At 56.9% G+C, this 22,337-nt stretch carries 22 protein-coding genes; 13 read left to right on the plus strand and 9 right to left on the minus strand.

Features of this window, described 5'->3' with window-relative positions:
* Window positions 1–16: 16 nt before the first annotated feature.
* Together L0664_RS06085 and L0664_RS06090 are read right to left on the minus strand one after the other, a co-directional pair.
* On the minus strand, window positions 17–1,849 hold the full coding sequence (locus tag L0664_RS06085; protein ID WP_418888012.1) for an extracellular solute-binding protein: 1,833 nt from the start codon (window positions 1,847–1,849) through the stop codon (window positions 17–19).
* Between the two features lie 357 nt (window positions 1,850–2,206).
* Window positions 2,207–3,664, minus strand: a complete 1,458-nt coding sequence (locus L0664_RS06090; RefSeq protein WP_235224725.1) for a calcium-binding protein — start codon at window positions 3,662–3,664, stop codon at window positions 2,207–2,209.
* A gap of 209 nt (window positions 3,665–3,873) precedes the next feature.
* Here L0664_RS06090 and L0664_RS06095 point away from each other — a divergent pair, with 209 nt between their 5' ends.
* The 3 genes from L0664_RS06095 to L0664_RS06105 are packed head-to-tail and all read left to right on the plus strand — an operon-like array spanning window position 3,874 to window position 6,022.
* Entirely contained in the window at window positions 3,874–4,659 is a 786-nt protein-coding gene (locus L0664_RS06095) for a 3-hydroxybutyrate dehydrogenase (protein WP_235224726.1), read from the plus strand.
* Entirely contained in the window at window positions 4,656–5,009 is a 354-nt protein-coding gene (locus L0664_RS06100) for a pentapeptide repeat-containing protein (protein ID WP_235224727.1), read from the plus strand. Before L0664_RS06095 ends, L0664_RS06100 begins: the two co-directional genes overlap by 4 nt.
* Entirely contained in the window at window positions 5,006–6,022 is a 1,017-nt protein-coding gene (locus L0664_RS06105; protein ID WP_235224728.1) for a patatin-like phospholipase family protein, read from the plus strand. The genes L0664_RS06100 and L0664_RS06105 overlap by 4 nt, the downstream gene beginning before the upstream one ends.
* Here the strand turns inward: L0664_RS06105 and L0664_RS06110 are convergent.
* From L0664_RS06110 to L0664_RS06120, 3 genes are all read right to left on the minus strand, one after another.
* The gene (locus L0664_RS06110) at window positions 6,019–6,771 is read right to left on the minus strand and encodes a DUF502 domain-containing protein (protein WP_235224729.1); all 753 of its coding nucleotides are present in this window, start codon (window positions 6,769–6,771) and stop codon (window positions 6,019–6,021) included. The genes L0664_RS06105 and L0664_RS06110 overlap by 4 nt on opposite strands.
* A gap of 86 nt (window positions 6,772–6,857) precedes the next feature.
* Complete coding sequence (locus L0664_RS06115) at window positions 6,858–7,763, minus strand: pseudouridine-5'-phosphate glycosidase (protein WP_235224730.1); 906 nt, start codon at window positions 7,761–7,763, stop codon at window positions 6,858–6,860.
* Entirely contained in the window at window positions 7,760–8,650 is an 891-nt protein-coding gene (locus tag L0664_RS06120; RefSeq protein WP_235224731.1) for a PfkB family carbohydrate kinase, read from the minus strand. Before L0664_RS06120 ends, L0664_RS06115 begins: the two co-directional genes overlap by 4 nt.
* Window positions 8,651–8,836: 186 nt before the next feature.
* On the opposite strand from L0664_RS06120, the gene L0664_RS06125 reads away from it, so the two are divergent.
* Window positions 8,837–9,511 carry a lysophospholipid acyltransferase family protein gene (locus L0664_RS06125; protein ID WP_235224732.1) on the plus strand — a complete coding sequence of 225 codons (675 nt, stop codon included), beginning with the start codon at window positions 8,837–8,839 and terminating at the stop codon, window positions 9,509–9,511.
* Window positions 9,512–9,514: 3 nt separating this feature from the next.
* On the opposite strand, the gene L0664_RS06130 is transcribed toward L0664_RS06125, so the two are convergent.
* The 3 genes from L0664_RS06130 to L0664_RS06140 form a co-directional block, all read right to left on the minus strand.
* Window positions 9,515–9,772 (minus strand): hypothetical protein, encoded by a 258-nt coding sequence (locus tag L0664_RS06130; protein ID WP_235224733.1) that lies wholly within the window; start codon window positions 9,770–9,772, stop codon window positions 9,515–9,517.
* Window positions 9,773–9,941: 169 nt separating this feature from the next.
* Window positions 9,942–10,661, minus strand: coding sequence for a hypothetical protein (locus tag L0664_RS06135; protein ID WP_235224734.1), 720 nt, complete (start codon window positions 10,659–10,661; stop codon window positions 9,942–9,944).
* Between the two features lie 70 nt (window positions 10,662–10,731).
* Window positions 10,732–11,535 carry a DUF4198 domain-containing protein gene (locus tag L0664_RS06140; RefSeq protein ID WP_235224735.1) on the minus strand — a complete coding sequence of 268 codons (804 nt, stop codon included), beginning with the start codon at window positions 11,533–11,535 and terminating at the stop codon, window positions 10,732–10,734.
* A 28-nt stretch (window positions 11,536–11,563) separates the two neighbouring features.
* Between L0664_RS06140 and L0664_RS06145 the strand changes: the two genes are divergently transcribed.
* From L0664_RS06145 to tsf, 4 genes are all read left to right on the plus strand, one after another.
* The gene (locus L0664_RS06145) at window positions 11,564–12,880 is read left to right on the plus strand and encodes a HupE/UreJ family protein (protein ID WP_235224736.1); all 1,317 of its coding nucleotides are present in this window, start codon (window positions 11,564–11,566) and stop codon (window positions 12,878–12,880) included.
* A gap of 123 nt (window positions 12,881–13,003) precedes the next feature.
* Window positions 13,004–14,131 carry a GGDEF domain-containing protein gene (locus tag L0664_RS06150; RefSeq protein WP_235224737.1) on the plus strand — a complete coding sequence of 376 codons (1,128 nt, stop codon included), beginning with the start codon at window positions 13,004–13,006 and terminating at the stop codon, window positions 14,129–14,131.
* Window positions 14,132–14,325: 194 nt separating this feature from the next.
* The gene (gene rpsB / locus L0664_RS06155) at window positions 14,326–15,111 is read left to right on the plus strand and encodes a 30S ribosomal protein S2 (protein ID WP_235224738.1); all 786 of its coding nucleotides are present in this window, start codon (window positions 14,326–14,328) and stop codon (window positions 15,109–15,111) included.
* Window positions 15,112–15,194: 83 nt separating this feature from the next.
* Window positions 15,195–16,067 (plus strand): translation elongation factor Ts, encoded by an 873-nt coding sequence (tsf, locus tag L0664_RS06160; protein WP_235224739.1) that lies wholly within the window; start codon window positions 15,195–15,197, stop codon window positions 16,065–16,067.
* A gap of 401 nt (window positions 16,068–16,468) precedes the next feature.
* Here tsf and L0664_RS06165 read toward each other — a convergent pair whose 3' ends face one another.
* On the minus strand, window positions 16,469–17,221 hold the full coding sequence (locus L0664_RS06165; RefSeq protein WP_235224740.1) for an autoinducer binding domain-containing protein: 753 nt from the start codon (window positions 17,219–17,221) through the stop codon (window positions 16,469–16,471).
* A gap of 405 nt (window positions 17,222–17,626) precedes the next feature.
* Here L0664_RS06165 and L0664_RS06170 point away from each other — a divergent pair, with 405 nt between their 5' ends.
* The 5 genes from L0664_RS06170 (at window position 17,627) to L0664_RS06190 (ending at window position 22,336) form a co-directional block, all read left to right on the plus strand.
* Window positions 17,627–18,202 (plus strand): DUF4956 domain-containing protein, encoded by a 576-nt coding sequence (locus L0664_RS06170; protein WP_235224741.1) that lies wholly within the window; start codon window positions 17,627–17,629, stop codon window positions 18,200–18,202.
* Between the two features lie 54 nt (window positions 18,203–18,256).
* Complete coding sequence (locus tag L0664_RS06175; protein WP_235224742.1) at window positions 18,257–19,003, plus strand: polyphosphate polymerase domain-containing protein; 747 nt, start codon at window positions 18,257–18,259, stop codon at window positions 19,001–19,003.
* 91 nt (window positions 19,004–19,094) lie between these two features.
* The gene (locus L0664_RS06180; RefSeq protein ID WP_235224743.1) at window positions 19,095–19,583 is read left to right on the plus strand and encodes an EF-hand domain-containing protein; all 489 of its coding nucleotides are present in this window, start codon (window positions 19,095–19,097) and stop codon (window positions 19,581–19,583) included.
* Window positions 19,584–19,754: 171 nt separating this feature from the next.
* Window positions 19,755–20,819 carry a hypothetical protein gene (locus L0664_RS06185; protein ID WP_235224744.1) on the plus strand — a complete coding sequence of 355 codons (1,065 nt, stop codon included), beginning with the start codon at window positions 19,755–19,757 and terminating at the stop codon, window positions 20,817–20,819.
* Window positions 20,816–22,336, plus strand: coding sequence for an ABC transporter transmembrane domain-containing protein (locus L0664_RS06190; protein ID WP_235224745.1), 1,521 nt, complete (start codon window positions 20,816–20,818; stop codon window positions 22,334–22,336). The genes L0664_RS06185 and L0664_RS06190 overlap by 4 nt, the downstream gene beginning before the upstream one ends.
* Window position 22,337: the final 1 nt, after the last annotated feature.

Below are 22,337 nucleotides of genomic sequence, written 5' to 3' on the forward strand. Positions count from 1 at the left end.
TATTGTTGTCTGTGGTTTAGTCTTCGGCGTACCACCACACGTCGGGCTGCCAGCCGGGCCAATCGCCAAAGATCGGCATGGTGTCGGGGTAGCGCAGGTTTTTGTCATGCGCGATGCGGCTGATGTTCCACTGATAGATCGGCACCACGTAGCGGCCCGCCGTCAACAAACGATCCATCGCGCGGGTGGCGGCGACGAAATCGTCCTGGCTGTCGGAGGTGAGCAGACGGTTGATCATTGCGTCAATGGCAGGCGATTGCACGCCCATCATATTGCGCCCGCCCTCTGTGTTGGCGGCGTCCTGACCCCAATAGAGGTATTGTTCGTTGCCCGGGGACAGCGACACGCCGCGCTGATAATACGTCATGTCGAAATTATAGGTGTCGGTGCGTTCTTTGTACTGGGCGGTGTCCGCAGAGGTCACGGTGGGCGTGATGCCAAGGCGGGACAGGCTTTCGACGTAGATGTCGATGATCGCTGTGTTCTCGGTCGAGTTGGTTTCAAGCAGGATGTCGAAGGTGAACGGCGTGCCGTCGCTGTCCGACATCACGCCGTTCTGGATCGTGTATCCGGCCTGTTCCATCAGATCGAGGGCCGCGCCAATGCCTGCGCGGTTACGTTCGGACCCATCAGACACGGGCAGGGCATAGCCTGTGATGGCGTCGGCGGGGATGTCATCGGCGAAAGGTTCGAGGAATTCCAGCACGCGGCCCGTTGCGGGGCCGTCCTGCATTGCCAGCGGAGAGTTGGAAAAATACGACGTGATGCGCGGCTGCACGCCACCTGTGATCGTGTCGTTTATGAATTCAAAGTTGAAGGCATGCATCATCGCATCGCGCACCAGAATGTCATCGAACTGATCCCTGCGCGTGTTCATCACGAACCCGCGCATGCCCGAGGGGCGCGAATGGGGCAGGACGGATTTCACGAAGTCACCGGAAGTGATCAGGGCGGTGTCATACTGCGTTTCCCAACGCACGACGTTGAATTCGCGGTTGGAATTGATTTCACCGACTTTGAAGGCCTCGAATGCGGCGACTTCATCGCCAAAGAATTCGATGCGGATGGTGTCGAGGTTGTGCTGCCCGTTGACGAAGGGCGCGACGTCTTGTGCCCAATAGTTCGGATTTCGGGTAAATTCGATGAAGCGGTTGGCCTCGTAGTTGGTGATGACATAGGGCGAGGACGTGATCGGGATTTCCTCAATCGAGGCATTTTCGAAGTCACGGTCTTCCCACTGTGTCTTTTGCAGGATCGGGCGCAGGCCTGCGATCAGCGCGAGTTCGCGGTCCTCGACATTAAAAGTGATGCGCAAGGACCGATCGCCGGTTTGTTCGATGCTGTCCACTTTGCTGTAAAAGCCGCGATAGCGTCCGTTGCCAATTGTGCCCAGTGTTTCATACGACCAAATGACGTCTTCGACGGTGACGGGCGATCCGTCAGAGAATCGGGCTTCTTCGCGCAGGGTAAATTCCACCCATGAGCGGTCTTCCGGGGTCTCGATTGATTCGGCAAGAAGGCCGTAGACGGTAAAAGGTTCATCCAGCGAACGCGCCATCAGGCCTTCGCCCATGAAGAACCGCAACTGCCAGTGCACGGACCCTTTGGTGATGAACGGGTTGAGGCTGTCAAAGCTGCCGACGGTGGATGTGACCATTGTGCCGCCTGTGGGCGCGTCGGGGTTGGCGTAGGGCAGATGCGCAAAATCTTGGGGTAGGGCGGGTTCACCATACATAGCTATGCCATGGGTCGGCTCTGCCATGAGGGCGCTGGCGAAAACGCTGGTGGATGCGACGAGCGCTGCTGCGCGGAAAATCCGGCCTGAAATGGATCGAATGTGTTGGGACATTTTTATGTCTCTCCCCCTGAGGTGCCTGTCATTTGTGACCCAGCCTAGAGGTGGAAACAAACCATTTCAAACTTTTAGCTTGGATGCGAGCGCGCGAACGCTTATACACAGGGCACTGCTCGATAGGTTTCTTGCCTGTATGAAACCTGCCTCAATAACTTAACCCCAGCTTCGGCTGGGGTTTTTTTCTGCCCTTTTTTTATTGGGTGTTTATGGGGCCAGCTGCATGTTCAACCGTTTGAAATTGCACCCCTTTGTTCGGGCAAGGGAATCACTTTGGGCGGGTGGGCTATTTTCAGACGAAAACGGCCCCCACGCGCGAACGTGAGGGCCGATTGATCGTCGTGTTTGGGGGCGTCAGAGGAAGCCGAGAAGGGCGTCTTCTTCTTCGGACTCTGTGTCGATGTCATAGAAATCATCGGCCGAGATATTTTCGATGTTGGTGTAAAGCAGGGTCATGATGTTGCCTTCACCGTTGTCGAATTCGACGTGTTTGCCGTTCTGCGTGGCGTCCGCTGAAAAGATGTCGAACAGTTCGGCGGCTGTCAGAACATCGCCTGTGTCCAGATACAGCGAATCTTCGCCTTGGGTGAAATCGCGCACGGTCATGGTGCCGCCTTCGGTCGATGTCATGTCAGCGACAAACACATCCGCGCCGTCGTTGCCTGAGACCTGATCGTCGTCCACGCCGCCGATCATGATGTCGTTGCCGTCGCCGCCCTGCATTTTGTCATCACCAGCGCCGCCCACAACAACATCGTTGTCTGCGTTGCCGCTGATTTTGTCATCGCCGTCGCCGCCGTAAAGTTCATCGTCGCCGTTGCCGCCGCGAATGTTGTCTACACCGTCGTCGCCGTGGGCTTCGTCGTTGCCGTTATTGCCATAGATCCAGTCGTTGCCGTTGCCGCCCATGACAAGATCGTTGTCATCGTGGCCCGACAACAGATCATTGCCGCTGCCGCCATAGATTTCATCATCACCCGCGCCGCCGAACACGGAATCGCGCCCGCCGTCACCGTAGATTTCGTCGTCGCCGTCGTTGCCATTCAAACGGTCTTTGCCGGTGCCGCCGTTGATCACGTCATTGCCGTCACCGCCTGACACGCTGTCGTTGTCGCTGCCGCCATCGATGACATCGTCGCCGTCGCCGCCGTTGATGTCGTCTTTGCCGCTGCCACCGTCGATGGTGTCGTTGCCGGCTTCGCCAAACAGAACGTCGTTGCTGGTGCCGCCATAGATGTCGTCATCGCCTTCGCCGCCAAGGATGTTGTCCTTGCCGTCGCCGCCATGCAGGTAATCATTGCCGTCGCCGCCGCGCAGATCATCACGTCCGTCGCCGCCATAAAGATTGTCGTCACCATCGTTGCCAAACAGGGTGTCTTCGCCGCCGTCGCCATACAGGGTGTCATTGCCTTCGCCGCCGCGCATATCATCGCCGCGCGTCGATCCGGTGACTTTGTCGTCGCCTGCGCCACCTTTCCAGTTGGTGATTCCCGCGGCTTCCATGAAGCTTTCGCCGAAATATTGCGCGGGTTCGTACCAGGGTGTCAGGGCATCCTGAAACGCGTTGTCCAATTGGGACACATTCGCGTTGATGTCGCTGTAAACGGCGTGGACGGTGTTTCCATCCACGTCTGAACGCGTCTGAAGTTCGATCCGGTCGATCTGGCCACCCACGGGCAGGCCGCTTTCGGGGTCATAAATCAGGTCTGTGCCAATCACGACAGCCCCTGAAAATACAGAAGCGCCGCCACTGATGGATGTGGTGCCGAACAAAAATCGTGTTGCACTGGTCGTTGTAATAATCGGTTCCATGTCATCTCCGAACGCTGGACAATAAGAGCTTGAGGACGGGTTTAGACACGGTTTGTGGACAAATAAGGGCAGGGGTGCGGCGATTTTGGTTAATGGTGCGTTAACAACGGGGCAGCCGAACGAGGGTGTTTGACGGATTGCGCATGCCCCCTCGCGCTTTGTGCAGGTGCAGCATATAAGGCGTCAAACCCAATTTGCAGGAGACACCCATGTCGATCACTGGCCCCCTTTCAGGAAAAACCGCCGTTATCACCGGATCAAATTCAGGTATCGGCCTTGGCGTTGCGCGCGAAATGGCGAAGGCGGGCGCGAATGTTGTGCTGAATTCGTTTACAGACCGCGACGAAGATCATGCGCTGGCCGCTGAAATCGCCGAGAATTTTGGTGTTGAGGCGAAATACGTCGCCGCAGATATGTCCAAGGCTGATGATTGCCGCCGTTTGGTGGTGGCTGCGGGCGGATGTGACATCCTGATCAACAATGCGGGCATCCAGCACGTTGCCCCGATCGAAGAATTCCCCACGGCCAAGTGGGATGCGATTATTGCGATCAACCTGTCTTCGGCGTTTCACACGACTGCGGCGGCGGTGACGGGGATGCGCGAAAAGGGCTGGGGGCGGATTATCAATATCGCGTCCGCGCACGGGTTGACGGCGTCGCCCTATAAATCTGCCTATATCGCTGCCAAACACGGGATTGTCGGGCTGTCCAAAACCGTCGCGCTGGAAACCGCGCAAGAGCCGATCACATGTAATGCGATTTGCCCGGGCTACGTTTTGACGCCGCTGGTCGAAAGCCAGATCCCCGATACGATGAAAGAATATGACATGAGCCGCGAAGACGTGATCAAGAATGTCATGTTGAAACGCCAGCCGTCCAAGGAATTTGCGACGGTTGAACAGCTTGGCGGGACGGCGGTGTTTTTGGCGTCTGATGCGGCGGCGCAGATTACGGGCACCACGATTTCCGTTGATGGCGGCTGGACTGCGCTGTGACACTGGACCAGACGCCCAAGCCAATCCACCATAAGATGGAATTCCTGCAAGGATCGACCTTTGCCAGTGTCAGCCTTGCGGATGCGACGTTTACCGACAGTCATTTGATGGGCGCGCGGTTTTACGACAACAACATGTCCGCGGTTGATATCGAGAACGCCAACCTGAGCGGTGCCACGATCCATGATGCCAATATGACGGATGCCAAGATTTATCACGCCAACCTGACGGGGCTGTCTATTTCGGGGGTCAACATGACCAATGCCAGCATTGCGGACGCCGATATGACGGGCATGACGATCAACGGCATTCTGGTCAGCGATCTGTTGGCGAAATGGAACGACGCATGAAGCGGATCAACCTTGCGCTTCAGGGCGGCGGCGCGCACGGCGCGTTCACTTGGGGTGTTCTTGATCGTATCCTTGAGGATGACCGGATCGAGATTGCGGCGATTTCGGGCACCTCTGCGGGGGCGATGAATGGCGCTGCGTTGAAGGCCGGCATGGCCACGGGCGGGCGTGAGGGTGCGAAAGAAAACCTGGATTGGTTCTGGGAACAGATCGGGGCGGTTAAGGATGATGCGCTGGTCAACTGGATGGATGCAATTGCACCTGCCACGCCGATGTTGGCGGCTGCGATGGCGTATTCGCCGTCTTATGCAGCGATTGATATGACCACGCGGATGTTGTCGCCCTACGCGTCTGGCGCGCTGTATTCCAACCCGCTGACATCTATCGTTGAGAAATTTCACTACGATGATGTCTGCGGTGAACAGGGCCCTGAATTATACGTTGGTGCAACGAATGTGCGCACGGGCAAGATCAAGGTGTTCAGCGGTGGCGACATCACGGGGGACGCGCTGATGGCGTCTGCCTGTTTGCCGACCATGTTCCAAGCGGTTGAAATCGACGGAGAGGCCTATTGGGACGGCGGATATACCGGCAACCCTGCCTTGTTCCCGCTGTTTGGTGCTGGGTTGCCCAGCGATATTGTGGTGATCAACATCAACCCGTTGCACCGTGATGAAATCCCCAACGATCCGCAATCGATCCAGAACCGCATCAACGAGATCAGTTTCAATTCATCGCTGTTTCGCGAGCTGCGGGCGATCAATTTCGTGAAACGTCTGATCCTTGATGGCACGATGGATCAGGGCAAGATGCGCAATGTTCTGGTGCATATGGTGTCTGATGACGTTTTGATGAACGATCTGAATGTCGCCACCAAATCCGTCGCCAATCCGGTTGTTCTGGCGCGGCTGAAATCAGCAGGGCGCACGGCGGCGAACCGTTTCCTTGAGGATCATTTTGATGATCTTGGCGAACGCGACACCGTAGATCTTGAGGCGATGTTTTCGGGCTAGTCGCGGCGGGGGTGTGCGATCTTGTCGGCCAGCTGGCCGACAGATTCTGGCATGTCGGCGTCTTTTTCGCCCGGATACACAAGGCCTGCGGAAATCACGAGCTTGGCCGCGTCTTCGACCGACATGTCCAGTTCGATGATGTCTTTGGTGGGCACCAGCAGCAAAAAGCCCGACGTCGGGTTGGGTGTTGTGGGCAAGAACACGGACGTCATGGGGCCTGTGTTGGCCTTTTCCAGCAATTCGCCCTTGGTGGCGGTGGAAATGAACCCGATGGCCCAGATGCCTTTGCGGGGATATTCGATCATGCAGGCTTTGTCGAAGCTGGTGTCGCTTTGCGCGAATACCGTTTCGGCGATCTGTTTTACGGCGTTGTAAATCGAACGCATGACAGGCACGCGCGCCACGAGGCCTTCGCCCCAGCGCAAAAAGCTGCGCCCAATCAGGCCTTTACCCATCCAGCCGACCAGCATTGTGAAGACCAAGAAGATCACCACGCCGATGCCGCGCACGTTGACTTCGATCCAGTTGCCGTCCGCGTTTGAACGCCCCATCAGGCGGTTCACCAGTTCTTCGGGTTGGTAGGCGTTGGGCACGAAGGGCCACACGAAACTGTCGACCCAGCCCACAACTGTCCAGATCAGCCACAGTGTCAGCCCGATTGGGGCGATCACAACCAATCCGGCGATGAAATTGTTGCGCAGGGCCGTTAGAACAGGGCGGCGTGGCTTTTGGTCTTGGGATTGGGGCACGTGGGGTCGACCTTAGGTAATAGCGCTTTGGTGTTATGTAGGCGAAGGCCCAGCTATCCACAATGCCGCGCCGCAATATGGGGCGGTTAGCCCGCTAAACTGCACGCAATCTGTGCACTTAGGCGCGCATTGTTGCGCACGAGGGCAATATTGGCCGTCAGCGACGCCCCATCTGTCAGTTCAAATATCCGGCCCAGCAGAAAGGGTGTGACGGCTTTGGCGGCGATGCCTTGTGCGTCGGCTTCGCCCAGCGCCTGTGCGATAATCGGCGCGAGGGTGTCGGCGGGGATTTGGGCATCCTGCGGGATCGGGTTGGCGATCAGCTGGCCACCGGGCAGACCCATGGCGGCCCGCATTTTGTGGGCGCGCGCGATGTCATCCGCGCTGTCCATGCGCAAAGGCGCGGGCAGGGGTGATGTGGAAGACCAAAAGGCGGGCAGGGTGTCTTGGCCATACGCAATCACCGGCACGCCGAGGGTTTCGAGGACTTCATAGGTTTTTTCCAGATCCAGAATGGCCTTTGCGCCAGCGGCTACGACTGTCACGGGGGTTTGTGCCAATTCGTGCAGGTCCGCTGAGATATCAAATGTGGTTTCAGCGCCTTTGTGCACCCCGCCGATACCACCCGTGGCAAACACATGAATGCCCGCAAGATGTGCTGCGATCATGGTGGCCGCGACCGTCGTGGCCCCTGTGCCACCCGTTGCGATGCACGCCGCGATATCCGCACGGCTGAGTTTGGCGACGTTTTTGGCCTGGCCCAGCGCGTCAAGCTGCGGGTCCGTCAGGCCGATGTGAAGCGCGCCGTTGATCACGGCGATTGTTGCGGGGGTCGCGCCGCCATCGCGGATGTCTTGTTCCACCAGCCGTGCCGTTTCGACGTTCTGCGGGTAGGGCATGCCGTGGGTGATGATGGTGGATTCCAGTGCGACGATGGCACGGCCCGCGTCTTTGGCGGCCTGAACGTCAGGGGCGAAATGAAGATCGATCAATGTGGGGTTTCTCCTGAAACGTAGGTGGCGGCGGCGCTAAGAGCGCGTTCAAGGGCGTCTTGTGGGGCCATGCCCTGGACTTCGGATGCGATGTGGGCGGCCATGAATGTATCGCCCGCACCAGTGACCCGCGTCACGAGGACTTCTGGGGGTTGGGCGGTGCGGATGTCATCGCCCAGCGCTTCGGCGGCGAGATTGCCACCGTCTGTGACCAGACAGCGGTGCACGCCACGTGTACTCAGGGCTTTGGCGCCGTCTTTGGCGGATGTGAAGGTGGTTTGGCACAACAACCCCGCTTCTTCGAGGTTCACATAAAGCGTCGCGGACGGATGGCCGACCAACGCAAGCAGGCGTTCGGCCTTGCCGGGGGATGCGGGGGCGACCCGCAGATCGGAGGCCGCAAACAGCGGTGATTTGGAAATATCGGCCAGCAAATCGCGGGTCAGGTTGCCGTCAAGCGCCACAAGGCCCGACCATGGTGTGTCGGATGATCCCAGCGGCCCGTTCGAGAGGGCGCGCAAGATTTTTGTGCCAGCTTGTTCCAGCGAATGCGCATCGGCGATGGCCGCGATTAGCCCATTCGCGCCCTCAATCGCCATGTAGGAATCAGTCGGCAAGTCTTCGGAGCGATAGAGGTGATCGGTGATCATGCCCATGCGCGTGGCCTCAAGCACCAGTTCATCGCCCTCAACGTCGCGCCCCACGGCGGACAACAGCGCGGGCGTCAGGCCGAAATTCACAAGTGTCATCGCGATGTTCATCGCCACACCGCCCGGTAGGCGCGTGATGCGGCCGGGCACGTCTGACCCGCTGCGCATGTGGCTGGAGGAGCGCCCGATGATGTCCCACAGGACCGAGCCGATACACAGGATGTCAGGTTTGTTCATGGGCCTGTGATGGCGCGGGGGCGCGGGGACGTCAACGGGGCGCGTGAGGTCGGGTTATCCATACTTTGGGGGATGCGGGGTGATTTTTGCTTGCGGGGGGAGGTCGTGTTGGTTATTTATGAACAATGTTCACGAATTGATAGAAAGAGTTCCCATGATCCCGACAATCTGCCAAGGTCGCGTGTAATGATGCGTTTTATTGATGTTACGCTGGGCAAATGGACCCGGCATTTGTTTTTCGTTCTCGTGCGCAGTTATTACGCGCTGTTTTATAACGTGGGCGCGTCGGGCAAGGAATTGCTGCAACAACAGCCCGGCACGTTGATTTTGGCGACCCATGTCAGCCGCCATGACGGGCCACTGATTTCTGCCATTTTGTATTCCACGGCCCGCGTGCGCCCGACGGTGCATTATGACGAATACCACAATTGGGCGCAGTGGTTTCCCATGTGGGTGGCGGGGGCTGTGCCGATGTCATCGCCAAAATCATGGCCCGAAGACCGGCGCGGCGCGCGCAAGGTTGAAACGCTGGGCAAAATTCACACGTTGCTGGAAACGGGCAATTCGATCCTGTTGTTTCCCGCAGGGCAGGTGCGTCGCCAACCCGAAGAAATCGTCAAACCCTACCTGTCCGGCGTGCACGAGATTTTGAACGCGGAGCCGGACACGCCCGTGATGCTTTTGCGCCTTGGCGGGCTGGGCCAGTTTCAACCTGCGATCTATGATCTGTTCTGGAGCTTTCTCGGGCGCACCAAGGGGCGACGCCATGTGAGCCTTGATCTGACACCCGTGGTCGATCTGGACCCGGGCATGGAGCTTGAGGCGTTTAACGCCAAGCTTGAGCAGATGCTTAATTCCTGACGTTCACGCGGCGGTGCGCCACAGCAGGTAGATGAAAGTGAGGATCATCACGACCAGCGCGGCCTTTCCCATCAGCCGTTTGTCCAAGACCCGTTTTTTGACATCTGCGGGGATATCGGCCCCGGGGCTTGCGCCGGCCAGAAAGCGATCAATGCGGCGCTGACGGTCTTCGTGGCTGCTGAGATCCCATGACAGTTGGGTCCGCTTTTCTTTGACGGGTTCGGGATGTGGGGCGTGCGGGGACGGGCCGGACTTTGTCAATTTAACACTACTCACACAACGATCTACATGCTGCGCGACCTGCGCAGGGTGGTCCGTCCAGTTACACAAGTCTTTGCACTCATTACCTAAACTGGGCGGCCAAGGCTGTGTTACGATCACCTGTGCAGGGCGGGCAATGCGGTTGATGGGGGATTGGAGAGAAATAATCCTACTTGAGTGGGGGATCGTGGAAAACCAGCATTTCAAACAGCAATCGCAACATCCGCATGTCTGCGCGCCGCACTGTCAGAAAGAACATCGACAGGCATTTGAATTTGCCTTTTTTGGTGGCCGTGAAGGTTTTGCCGCTTTTGATCGCCATGCCGTCCTTCACCAGAATTTGCAGGACTTTGTGCACAGCCTGATAGGAATAGCCCGTCGCATCGACCAGTTCGCTGATAGACCACTGCGTGCCGTTGGGGGCCATCAGATCCATCGCCGTCAGCACCGTGCGGTAGGCGATGGAATGGGGATGGCGCCGTGTGGCGCGGTCCAGATCGATAAAGAATTCGGCCTGTTTGCGCATCGGGGATCGGCCTGCGTATTTGGTGGAAAAGAACCGCTTTAGCGCGGCGCGGTCCTGGTCGGGCAGGGCGCGGTAGAACCGCACGGTCAGCCGGTACGCTGCGTGTTCACCGCTTGGCGTCAGCACGTAGCCCTCATCGGTGCGCGTGATGTGATCGGCCGGGAAATTGCGCAGGTGTTCGCGCACGGTCGCGCGATCAAGGCTTGTGGCCTCAGCCAGGGCGCTGATTGTCCACGGGGTGCCCGGGCGCAGCCAAAGCCGCGAATACAGCACCGTGATCGTTTGGGGCACACCCGACACGTTGAGCGCCCGCACAATTGAAACCGCGAGGCGTTCGATCCATTTGCGTTTTTGATTCTTCATATTGGGTAGTTAACGCGTGCGGGGGGTATCTGGTTGCTCCTGATGTCTTAAGATTTTTGGCGACGTGGGGTTATTCCGGCACACCGAATGTCAGCGCGGCCCAGAGGGTTTCCCATTCAATATCGGCCTGTTGTGCCAATTGCGCAGAGGGTTCGCGCAAGATCACGTGATCCACAAGATAGCTGTGCCCAGCTTTGACAGGCAGAACGGCAATGCCGTCTTCGTTTGTGCGGTGCAGCGTGATGTCGACGGTGCCATTGGGTGCTTTTTCAAACAGTTCCACCTGACCGTCTGCCAGCGTGTCATCCAGGAAATACAGCTGAACCCGCAAACCGTTGGTCAGATCGGCGGTGTAGGGGTTGTCGAGGGCGACAAATTCGGTCGCCAGTCCGGTGCGAAAATCATTGCCCGCAGAATGGCCCACGCCGACAAGGGTTTTGGCAAAACGCCAGTAGCCTTCTGTGAACCCTTCGCGGGGCAGGCCGCGGGCGTCGTGCAAGTCTTCGTAATCTGCAAAATCTTTATGCTCTGCGAAATTTACGAACTTTTCCCATTCCGCATAGCTGATCGTGGACAGGCGGGATTGATAGCTGATGGCGTGCAGACCTTCTGCCAAAGGCGCAATATCAAGGGCAGGGCGCGCACCAAGGCGGTTTTCGACGTTTGCTTGGCGCATTCCGGATGCCACGGTAAAGCGTTCAAAGCGCTGGGGTAAATATGCCAGTTGTGATCCGATGAATTCTTGTCCATTGACAAGCTCACCCCGAATAATACCGTCTGCCTCGATTTGATAGGCTGGCGGTTCGATCCAGAATTCATGGGACGACGCGGGCAAGGCAGTGGCGAAGGCAAAAAGGGCAGCTAGGATGCGCATGAAAAACTCCAATCAGTTATCTTTAAACGTGGCATGGGCACGCGCAGTGTCAATGGCCGCTTTCATCTGGATCACGCTTGCGTCAGCGGTGGCCGCACACGAAGTGTTGCCAACGATCGGTGACATGGAGGTGATTGACGGCCAGATCACGTTCCGCCTTGAAGGGAATTTCGAAAGCATCGTCGCGGGCATTGATCTGGACGGGTTGGAAGACACCGAAGCCGCGCCCGAGGCGGAGGCCTATGATGCGTTGCGCGCCCTGGAGCCGGATGCGTTTATGGCGCAGTTTGATGCCAATTGGCCCCAAATGGCCGACGCGATCGGAGTGATCGTGGATGGAACCCCTGTGGCGCTGGAATTGACCAGCCTTGAGGTCCCCGCGGTCGGCGATGTGGAGGTCGTGCGCCAGTCTGTCGTGACATTTGCCGCCGATATTGCTGCGGATGCGCAGAGCGTTCAAATCGATTGGCCTGCTGAATACGGTGTTCTGGTGTTGCGCCAGATGGGTGTGGATGCGGGCTGGGACGGGTATCTGTCCGGTGGTGGTCTGACGGATCCTGTCGCCCTTGCCGGTGGCGACGAGATGTCGGGCGGCGAAGCCTTCATGCGGTTCATTCCCGTGGGTGTTGAACACATCGTACCCCTTGGGCTGGATCATATCCTGTTCGTGCTGGGGCTGTTTTTCCTGTCTGTCAAAATGCGCCCCTTGCTGTGGCAGGTAACCGCGTTTACCGCCGCGCACACCGTGACGTTGGCTTTGGCGACGCTGGGCTATGTGAACATCCCTGAAGACTACATGTGGATCGTCGAAAGCATCATTGCGGCGTCTATCGTTTACGTCGCGGTTGAAAACATCTTTACCGATGGTCTGAACCCCTGGCGCCCTGCGATTATTTTCGGGTTCGGTTTGTTGCACGGGCTTGGGTTTGCGTCAGTTCTGGGGGCCTATGGTTTGCCCGACAACGCCGTGATCCCCGCGCTTTTGGGCTTTAATATCGGGGTCGAACTTGGCCAGCTGTTGTGTATCGCGATTGCCTTTATCATCGTGGTCAGCGCGATCCGCCTGTCCGAGGATGGCAAAGTGAACCGCGCTGCCGCGTGGGCCTATATGGCTGTGGCTATTCTGGTCGTGCCATTGGCGATTATTCCGATCAGCGCCATGGGCCCTGACGCGGTTGAGGCCTATTTGCCGCTGTTGTTCATGGTCGCGGCGCTGTCGGGCCTGTGTGCGGCGTCTTGCGCGGTTGAGAGGTTTGAAACCTATCGCCACATGGTCGCGATGCCCGCCAGTATCGGGATCGCGCTGATTGGTGCCTATTGGGTTGTTGAGCGAGTTTTTCTTTAACCCTTGATTCATCATCATTTAACCGCGCGATAACCATGCGCGCGGTTAGGTGACGTGATCGTAACCATTGATTAGTGCGCCACTGTTAAGCATCGCCCAGAGTGATGTTTAAAAGGTATTTTCATGAGTGATTTTATGAAACTGGTGTCCACGTTTGTCGATGCTACGGCGTTGATCATGGCGTTGGTTCTGGTTGTTAGCATTTTGCACCGAACCGGTCGCACGGGGTGGTTTTATCCGATCCTGATGGGGGGCGTGTTTTCGTTCGCGCTGGTGTTCACGATGTCGGACCCGATCAGCCTTGGGTCGGCGGGTATTTTTGACATGCGCGGGTTGTTGATCGGGACGGCGGCGGCGTTGTTTGGCCCTGTTGTGGGGGTGATGACGCTGATCACGGGTTTGCTCATGCGGTGGGACATCGGTGGGCCCGGCATCTTGCCCGGTTTCGTCGGAATGATAATGGCCTATGGCGCGGGCCTTGTCTGGATCGTGATGTTCAAGAAACGTGCCTTTGCGACGTGGAAAAAATCCGTTTTGCTGGGGGTGATGATCACGTCGCAGATGCTGGCGATATTTTTCGCGCCGCCCGATCTTCGCGGTGTGCTGTTTATGACGCTTGTGCCCTACACGATTGTGGCGAATGTGCTGGGGGCGTTGCTGATCAACCACCTGATCAGTGGGGAGCTTTCGTTTCTGTCTGAGGCTGAAACATCAAAGATCGAGGCGAACACAGATCACCTGACCGGGCTTTTGAACCGCCGCGGATTTGAGATGATTTACCCCGATCTTGCGGATCAAACGGGGGATCGACGCGGGCGGGCGCTGTTGTATTTCGACGTCGATAACTTCAAGTCGATCAATGACATCCACGGGCACGCTGTAGGCGATGATGTGTTGCGGTTTATCACCGATGAAGTGGGGCGAAACCTGCGCCCGCATGATGTGTTTGCCCGATTGGGTGGTGATGAATTCGCCATTGTTCTGAGCAGGATTGACGCAGCGGAGGCCGAGCGGATCGCGGAAAGGTGTCGCTCAGTCGTCAGCGATCGCGGGTTTGTGCACAAGGACGCGGCCCTGCCTGTGTCGATCAGCATCGGCGCGGTCTGGATGCTGGAACATTCTGAAATTGATCAGATCATGGACGCCGCGGACACGGCATTGTATGCGGCCAAAACGGGCGGGCGAAACAAGGTTGTTTTCAAGTTGGATCGTCCCAAACGATTGACCCTGCCTGTGACGGCCCCGACCTAGCAAAAGCAGGTGTTGGGGCGGTGAAAAACAGCCCCTTGCGCGACGGCCCAAGCCATTCTATATCGCGCATACGAAATCCCCAGACGGGGGCGGGTGAATTGGGGAGAAATCCCAACGCATCCACCGGTTGGCAAAGCTTTTGGGCGGCGCTGATACCCCCGTCCAAGGCTTATGAAACCGGAAAGGAAACGACCATGGCTCTTCCAGAGTTTACCATGCGCCAGCTTCTCGAAGCAGGCGTACACTTCGGCCACCAGACACAGCGCTGGAACCCGAAGATGCAAGAATTCATCTACGGCGCCCGCAACGGCATCCACATCATGGACCTCACACAGACGGTTCCAATGCTGGACGCTGCACTTAATGTTGTGCGCGAAACGGTTGCCAAAGGTGGCCGCGTTCTGTTCGTCGGCACCAAGCGTCAGGCGCAGAACCCGATCAAAGAAGCCGCTGAGAAATCCGCACAGTTCTACATGAACCACCGTTGGCTCGGTGGTACGCTGACCAACTGGCAGACTGTGTCCAAATCCATCCAGCGCCTCAAGAACATCGACGAAGCGTCCGAGCGCGGGTTTGAAGGCCTCACCAAGAAAGAGCGTCTTGGCATGGAGCGTGAGCAGGGCAAACTCGAAGCGTCTTTGGGCGGTATCCGCGAAATGGGCGGCGTGCCTGACCTGTTGTTCGTCATCGACGTCAACAAAGAAGATCTGGCCATCGCAGAAGCCAAAAAGCTGGGCATTCCGGTTGTGGCTGTTGTCGACACCAACTGTTCGCCAAACGGGATTGATTACATCATTCCGGGCAACGACGACGCGGCCCGCGCTATTGCGCTGTACACTGACCTGGCTGCACGCGCTGCGCTGGACGGTATGACGGCACAGATGGGCGCTGCTGGCATCGACATCGGTGAGATGGAAGCCTCTGTTGAGGAAGAAATCGCAGTCGAAGCACCGGCCGCAGACGCACCTGCTGCTGAATAAGCCGCAAACGCGACTGACTTGAATTTCGGATGCGGGGGCAGGGCCTTCGCATCCTTTCAATCCAATTCCTAAAGGAGACCAACATGGCGATCACAGCTGCATTGGTAAAAGAACTGCGCGACAGCACAGGCGCAGGCATGATGGACGCAAAGAAAGCGTTGACAGAAACAGACGGCGACATGGAAGCGGCGGTCGATTGGCTGCGCACCAAGGGTCTTGCGAAAGCGGCCAAGAAGTCCGGACGCACGGCGGCCGAGGGCCTCGTGGCTGTCGCAGTGTCGGGCGGCAAGGGTATCGCGGTTGAAGTGAACTCCGAGACTGACTTTGTCGGCAAGAACGCTGATTTCCAGAAGATGGTTGCGGCCATCGCGGACGTTGCGTTGACGGTTGATGATGTTGACGCGCTGAAAGCGGCTGACATGGGCGGCAAGTCCGTTGAGCAGACTGTGACAGACGCAGTTGCGATCATCGGTGAAAACATGTCCGTACGCCGCATGAGCGCGCTGTCCGGGGAGACTGTTGTGTCCTACGTGCACAACGCTGCGGCACCTGGCATGGGCAAAATCGGTGTTCTAGTTGCGATGCAGGGCGGCGACGAAGCCTTGGGCAAACAGATTGCGATGCACATTGCTGCGGTGAACCCGGCTGCGTTGTCCGAAGACGATATGGACGCGGCTGTTGTTGAAAAAGAAAAGCAGGTCCAGATGGATATCGCACGCGAGTCCGGTAAGCCTGAAGCGGTGATCGAAAAGATGATCGTTGGCCGTATGAAAAAGTTCGTTGGTGAATCCACATTGCTGAACCAAGCGTTCGTCGTGAACCCTGACGTAACAGTCGGGCAGGCGGCCGCGGATGCAGGCGCGACCATCACAGGGTTCGCCCGTTTGGAAGTCGGCGAAGGCATCGAAGTCGAAAAAGAAGATTTCGCGGCTGAAGTTGCGAAAATGAACTCTTAAGGCGAAACATTAATTTTCATCTGTAAGGTATTGAAAAGCCGTTCCTTTATTGGGGCGGCTTTTTGCGTTTCGGCGCGTATCGGCGGCCCTTGCCTCGGGAGAAGGAAGGACCGCCTTAGCCGCGCATCTCAGGGATAAGGTAGAAAAACACACGACGACGTATTGTGCCGATCTAACAAGGCTTAGCCCGACCAGATCGGCGTCCGGTTTCCCGGCACGGATAAGCTTGCCTTGTAATTCCAAGGGGTCAAACCCGCTGTTCCCAGGCCTTAGGCCACCACTCACGGAACAGGGTTAGATTGACATTAACGTAGCGTAAACCACAGTCAGGGAATCCCTACCTTTGGCAATTATCTGTCGTGTGACCTAAGGGAAAACGTAAGGATCGGTCTTGTGCCTGCCTAGGCCGCTTCGGATTCGATCACGAACATCTGGTTATAAAAAGCAGCCTTTAGAACGGCTTGCGCGGTGGTTTCGACGTCCAGCGTTTCGCGTGCGAGGCGTAGGTGTTTTTCGATTGTTGCGGGCGTGAGTTCGAGCAAGATCGCGATGTCCTGGGTGGTTTTTCCGTCACCGACCCATTGCAAAACCTCGCGCTGGCGCTTTGTCAGGCTGCGCTGGGAATACGGCAGGGTCTGGATTTTCAGGTGCATGACGTTGTTGATGACCGTGATTTCATCGCCGTGCTTGTCCCAGATGGCATCAACTTGATCCTGTGACATGCCGATTTCCGCCGTCAGCGCCGTCGCGCCCTTGGTGCGTTCTGTGACGCTGAGAAAGCTGATTGTGTAGCCTGCGGTGACATTTTGGGACAGATTGAACGCCACAACGTCCTTTTCATCGTCGGTCAGGTTGCCGGGCACCGACATCCAGCGCCAGCTGCACGGGCCTGTGTTGGCCAAAGCCCAGCGGATCATTGGTGCTTTGTTGATGTGACCTTTGCCTAAGAACTGTTCCATGTAGCTGTCGCCGTGGTTTGTTAGCAAAACCCAATCCTGGGGATCACCCAGCGACGTGCCGCTGCGGTAGCGCGTGAAACCGTAGATGATGCGATCAAACCCGTAGGAGGCCATGCGTTCAGAGTGCAGCGCCCAGAGGGTCTCGACGGTTGGGGCGTTGGTGATCGCGTCCAGGTGTTGTGTCAAAGTGGCCATGGGGAATTGGTAGCATTGTTTGCATGAGGCAGGAAAGAAAATTTGACCTTACAGTCAATCCTGTGAGGAGCGTGGCGTAAGATATTGGCAAGACAGGGTTATTATGCGGTTTCGGATATTAGTATATTTTACATAATACTCATTATGCGAATAACGCGTATGTTTAACCGTAAAGCTAAACCATCGCCTATCTGCGATTCAGGACTGTCACCCGCCCTTAATGACCGCATTCGTCTATGCCCATGACCCGATGAACGGCAATCGTGGCTGAAATCCCGGATGTCATAAAACGTTCATGAAATTGTTACACGGCTCTAATCCGCTGACCATGAGCGGTTCAAGCGTATGAAGCAGTGTTGATCCCAGAGGTGCCCGACCCGCGGTGCCGATCAAAGGATCAATACCATGCTCGAACAGTTGCTCACGTCTGAAATGCCTATCCGGTTTGCCATCAATGTCGTTGCCATGTTGGCACTGGTGTTCGGGCTGTACTATCGCCGCTACCGCGACAAAGAACTTGTCACGGCGGCGTCCCTTTTCAACATCTTTGCGTTTGGCGTTTTGACAATCCTGTCGTCTGTCGAGTTCAGTCTGGCCGCCGGTTTCGGACTGTTCGCGATCCTTGCTCTTTTTACGCTGAGGTCAGAACAGATTTCCAAAGTCGAAATCACGTACTTCTTTGGCTCCATTGCGATCGCGGTTATCTGTTCGATCCAAGGGACTGAGCTTGCCTTTGTTGGCGTGATCGTTTCGTTGGTGCTGATCGGTGCATGGGCGCTGGATCATCCGCGCATCCTGCGATCTGCCGATGGTGTGAAAATCACCCTAGACAAGATTGACCCGCACGCCCTGTCCGACCCCGAAGCCATGCGCAAAGACCTGTCCGGTCGTCTGGGTGTGGATGTGATGTCTTACCAGATCACAGCACTTGATTACATCAACGATATGGCGCGCATCAACGTGTTTTTCCGCAAAACCTGAACGAGCATTGAGGAGATCGATATGGATCATGCTATCGCAACGACGCTTGCGGCATTGAACACCATCAGCCTTGACGGGTTGAATGAAAAAGCCGCGATGCTTGAACGGCTGGACAACAAATATATCTTGCCAGCCAGTTCATTCCGCCCTGCACTAATGAAGTTTTCAGAGCATTTTGATGTGCTGGAAATCGAAGGAAAACGCGCATTCACCTACGCAACGAAATACTATGATGATCCGGAATTGCGCGGGTATTACGACCACCATCAAGGCCGCCGTAAACGTTGCAAGGTTCGGGTCCGTGAGTATGTCGACGCCGGTTTCAGTTTCTTGGAAGTCAAGCTGAAGGACAAACGCAAAGTGACCGTCAAAAAACGGTTGAAGGTGATGGATCCAGCCAACCCCCTTTCTGCCGAGGCGGTTGATTTCATCGAGGACCAATACCGCGGCATATACGCGGAGGCATTCGGCAAGAGCCTCCATTTTGTCATCGCGATGAACTACGAGCGCATCACACTGGTCGCAAAGGACGGCGGTGAGCGGATGACAATCGACACAAGCCTGCAATTTGAGGCCAACGATGTCGTGCGGACGGTCCAGCCCGATATGTTCATTATTGAAACCAAGTCGGCGCGCGGAAACGGGATCGCTGACAAAATCCTGCGAAGCCATCACCTGCACCCGACCAAGAGCTGTTCAAAATACTGTATCGGTATGGCGTCGACAGGTTCGGTTTCACGCCGGAACCGGTTCCTGCCTGCGCTCAAACGGCTCCGTCTTACTGACGCACAGATCGCCTGAATTTCGACGGTCAATTTGATGTCGGGGTCTATTCAGGATCGACAAGATCACGCCCCTGCCCCCGTTTTGCGGTCTTGTTCATCTGACGTTCATGTCACTGACACGATCTATGTCATTTGCCATCGTTAAGCCGTCTTGGATTGGGACATGGGATATGGATTTGGGTACGCCATTCTGTCGATTGAAGGATTGCGATCAACAAAGAACGTGGGTGCGGGTTCGCCGCCTTGCCGCGGTTCTTGTTGCGTCAACGACACTTGTTTTCAGTCTTTCGAGCGAGGCGTCTGCCCAAACGGCCAGTTTTCGGTCCGTAGACACAAATGGTGACGGTGTCCTTGATCGCGAAGAACTTGAAGCGGCTTTCGGTCAGGCGGGCGCGCGCACCCTTCTTTCGACATTGGATCGCAACAACGACGGCCTCATTACCATCCCTGAGCTTCGTGCAACGCAAGACGAGGACGAGCGGTCCCCGACCAGCCGCGATGATGATCGCAATGATGATGATGACAGAAACGACAGTGATGACGATGATGATGATGATGATGATGATGATGACGACGGCGGTGACGATGATGATTAGGCAGTTTGGCCAAGCGTTTCGTTTGGTGCTGTCACTTTCCCATCAGCTGCGCGTCAAACAGTTCATCTCTTGTTCACCTGAATGAATGCGCGGCCTTCATTTGGTTTTGAAAGGGTTGTCACGTGGTGCTGGCAAAACGATCGCATCGAAACGCCCAAACGGAGCAATACAATGACCTTATTCACCAACATTTCCCCATCGATGTGCGATGTCGCAAAATGGTCCTTCACGACCCGTCGTGTCGACCGTTCCGATGTCTGTGGCATATCCACACAGATGTCGTGCGCCACAGCCGGAGACTTGATCCTGTGCGAGATCGCAGAGATCGGCCAGCACAAGAAAATTCAGCTTGCGGAACGCCGGGTTTCAATCAGCTACCCCGGTGATCTTGTGGTCCTGTGCCTTGGTGATCGCTATGCGCCCGATCAGTTCCTTGCAAGTGCCATCATCGACGATGATCTGATTGATCTTGTTGCCGGTGGCGGCGTTGCCGGACGCGTCGACGCGGCACATGTCAGAATGGACGAACCAACCCGATTGAAGCCCCTTGGCCTTTTGACGGGGGCGAACGGTCAGGTCTTGAACGTTGATGATTATGCCCTGCAGCCCCTGCCCGCCAATGATCAGGTCACGGTGATTGGTGTGTTCGGCGCGTCCATGAATTCGGGCAAGACAACAGCGGCATCAAGCCTTGCCCATGGCCTGATCAAGTCGGGGTATTGTGTCGCGGGTGTCAAAGCGACGGGCACAGGGGCCTTCGGTGATTTCAACAGCTTTGAAGACGGCGGTGCCCCGGCCCTCGATTTTACAGATGTCGGGATGGCCACAACTTACCGCATGCCGCTTGACCGGATTGAACAGGGCTTTGATACGTTGGTGGCGACCGCGGCATCCAGAGGCGCCGAAGTGGTCGTGGTCGAGATTGCAGATGGTGTGTTTCAGCAGGAAACCCGCGCAATTCTGAAATCTTCACGGATCAAGGACCGCTTGGACGGTATTCTTTTCGCCGCACCTGATGCGCTGAGCGCATTGGGGGGCGTGACTGTCTTGGAACGAGACGGGCTTCGCCCATTTGCGATTTCGGGCATGGTGAGCTGTTCACCCTTGGCGGCGGCGGAAGCCGCGGAAATCACCGCCCGCCCGATCTTGACCCGCGAAGATCTTTGGACACCAGAGAAAATAGAAACACATGTCGTGCCACTTATGCGCGACAGATCGGCAAACGTGGCTGCATGAAACCCATCCCCCAAATGGCCACGGAGGATCGCGTCAAAGACGCGATCCTTATTATTTCTTGCGGTATTGCGCAGGCTGCTGCCCTTGCGGTGGCCGCATTTGCGACCCGCGATGCGTTTGCGGCCATTCACACCGGAACCCCGTTGGAAAGCGCGACCATTTTCGAACTGGCAGTGTCTGGTTTGGTGGCCGCTGCGTGCCTCTTTTTGTCGCGGCGCCGTGCCGAGGCGTTAGGTCAAAGCTACGCGAATTCTTTGCGCAAAGTGCTTTACCTCCAGATTGCGAGGCTGCCGAAATTGCGACATGAAGAACGTCGTGTCGGCGCCCTATCCCTCAGGTTTGTCGGTGATCTGTCTGCCGCACGGCTTTGGTTTGGCCGCGGGTTGCCAGAGGTCTTGACCGCGCTTGTCGTGCTACCGAGCGCGATTGCAATTCTTTTCGCGCTTGATCCGGATTTGGCCCGGACTGGTCTTGTACCACTTGGCATCGCCGTTTCGATTATGGGGATCATGTCATGGCATCTTGAACGCCGTCACCGCCAACTTAGACAGCGCCGCGCAAGCATCGCCATTTCGATGATTGAACGGATCGCAATTGCACCCGAGCTGGACCTGATGGGGCGTACCGATAAGGAGCTGCGCGCATTGGACAGCCGAAGTGCCGCGCTGAGACACTCTGCGGTTCAAAGACGGGGACGCACGGCCGGTTTGCAGGCGATTTTGCAGGCGGGCGTCGCGATGTCGGGGTTGTCTTTGCTTTGGTTTGCGAATGGTCATGCGGTGGCGCCTGCGACGGTTGCCGCGTCCCTATCGGTGTTGGCGCTGGTTGCTTTGCCGCTTGGGTCATTGGCAAGCGCGTGGGACCAATATTGCGCATGGCGGGTCGCCCGAGAGAAGGCCCAAAATCTGCTGAACGAACGCCCCCTTTCGAGGCGCTCAAGCTCAAGCCGTGAACCGGTCTCGGTCGATGTGACCGGTTTGCAGGGCGGCCATCCGGTTGCGTTTCGCGCTGCGGCTGGAAGCGTTGCGAAATTGGAAGGTCCGGCTGCTGCGGTGGTGGCGCGCTGCATCTCGGGCTTGGACCTTCTGGCGGATGTAGAAGTCTCGTTTGACGGATCGGCGACCACGCGCCCACGGATCGCGCATATCGGGTCTGAACATGTTGGTCTGCAAGGAAGCCTGCGGCGGTCCGTCACGATGATGTGCAGGACACGTCCATCGGACGCTAAGATTGAAAATGTGTTGGGCGACTTTGGTTTGGCAGATTTACTGCGTCATCCGAAGTGGCTGGACCAGCGCGTTTTTGCAGGCGGGAAAGGTCTTTCGGAGATGCAAACCCTGCGCGTCGATTTTGCCCGCGCGGTTCTTGGAAAGGTTGATCTTATCGTAATTTCCTCAATCCGCTGGAAGGCCGATCCAGACCAGCAAGGCCTGCTGACGACCTTGCGACGCTTGACACCCGCCACGGTAATACTGGCTGATGCTTACACCAAAACTCAACACACCGAGGCACTTTGAT

The organism is Octadecabacter dasysiphoniae (assembly GCF_021532615.1).
In the GTDB taxonomy this organism is placed as follows: Bacteria; Pseudomonadota; Alphaproteobacteria; order Rhodobacterales; family Rhodobacteraceae; genus Octadecabacter; species Octadecabacter dasysiphoniae.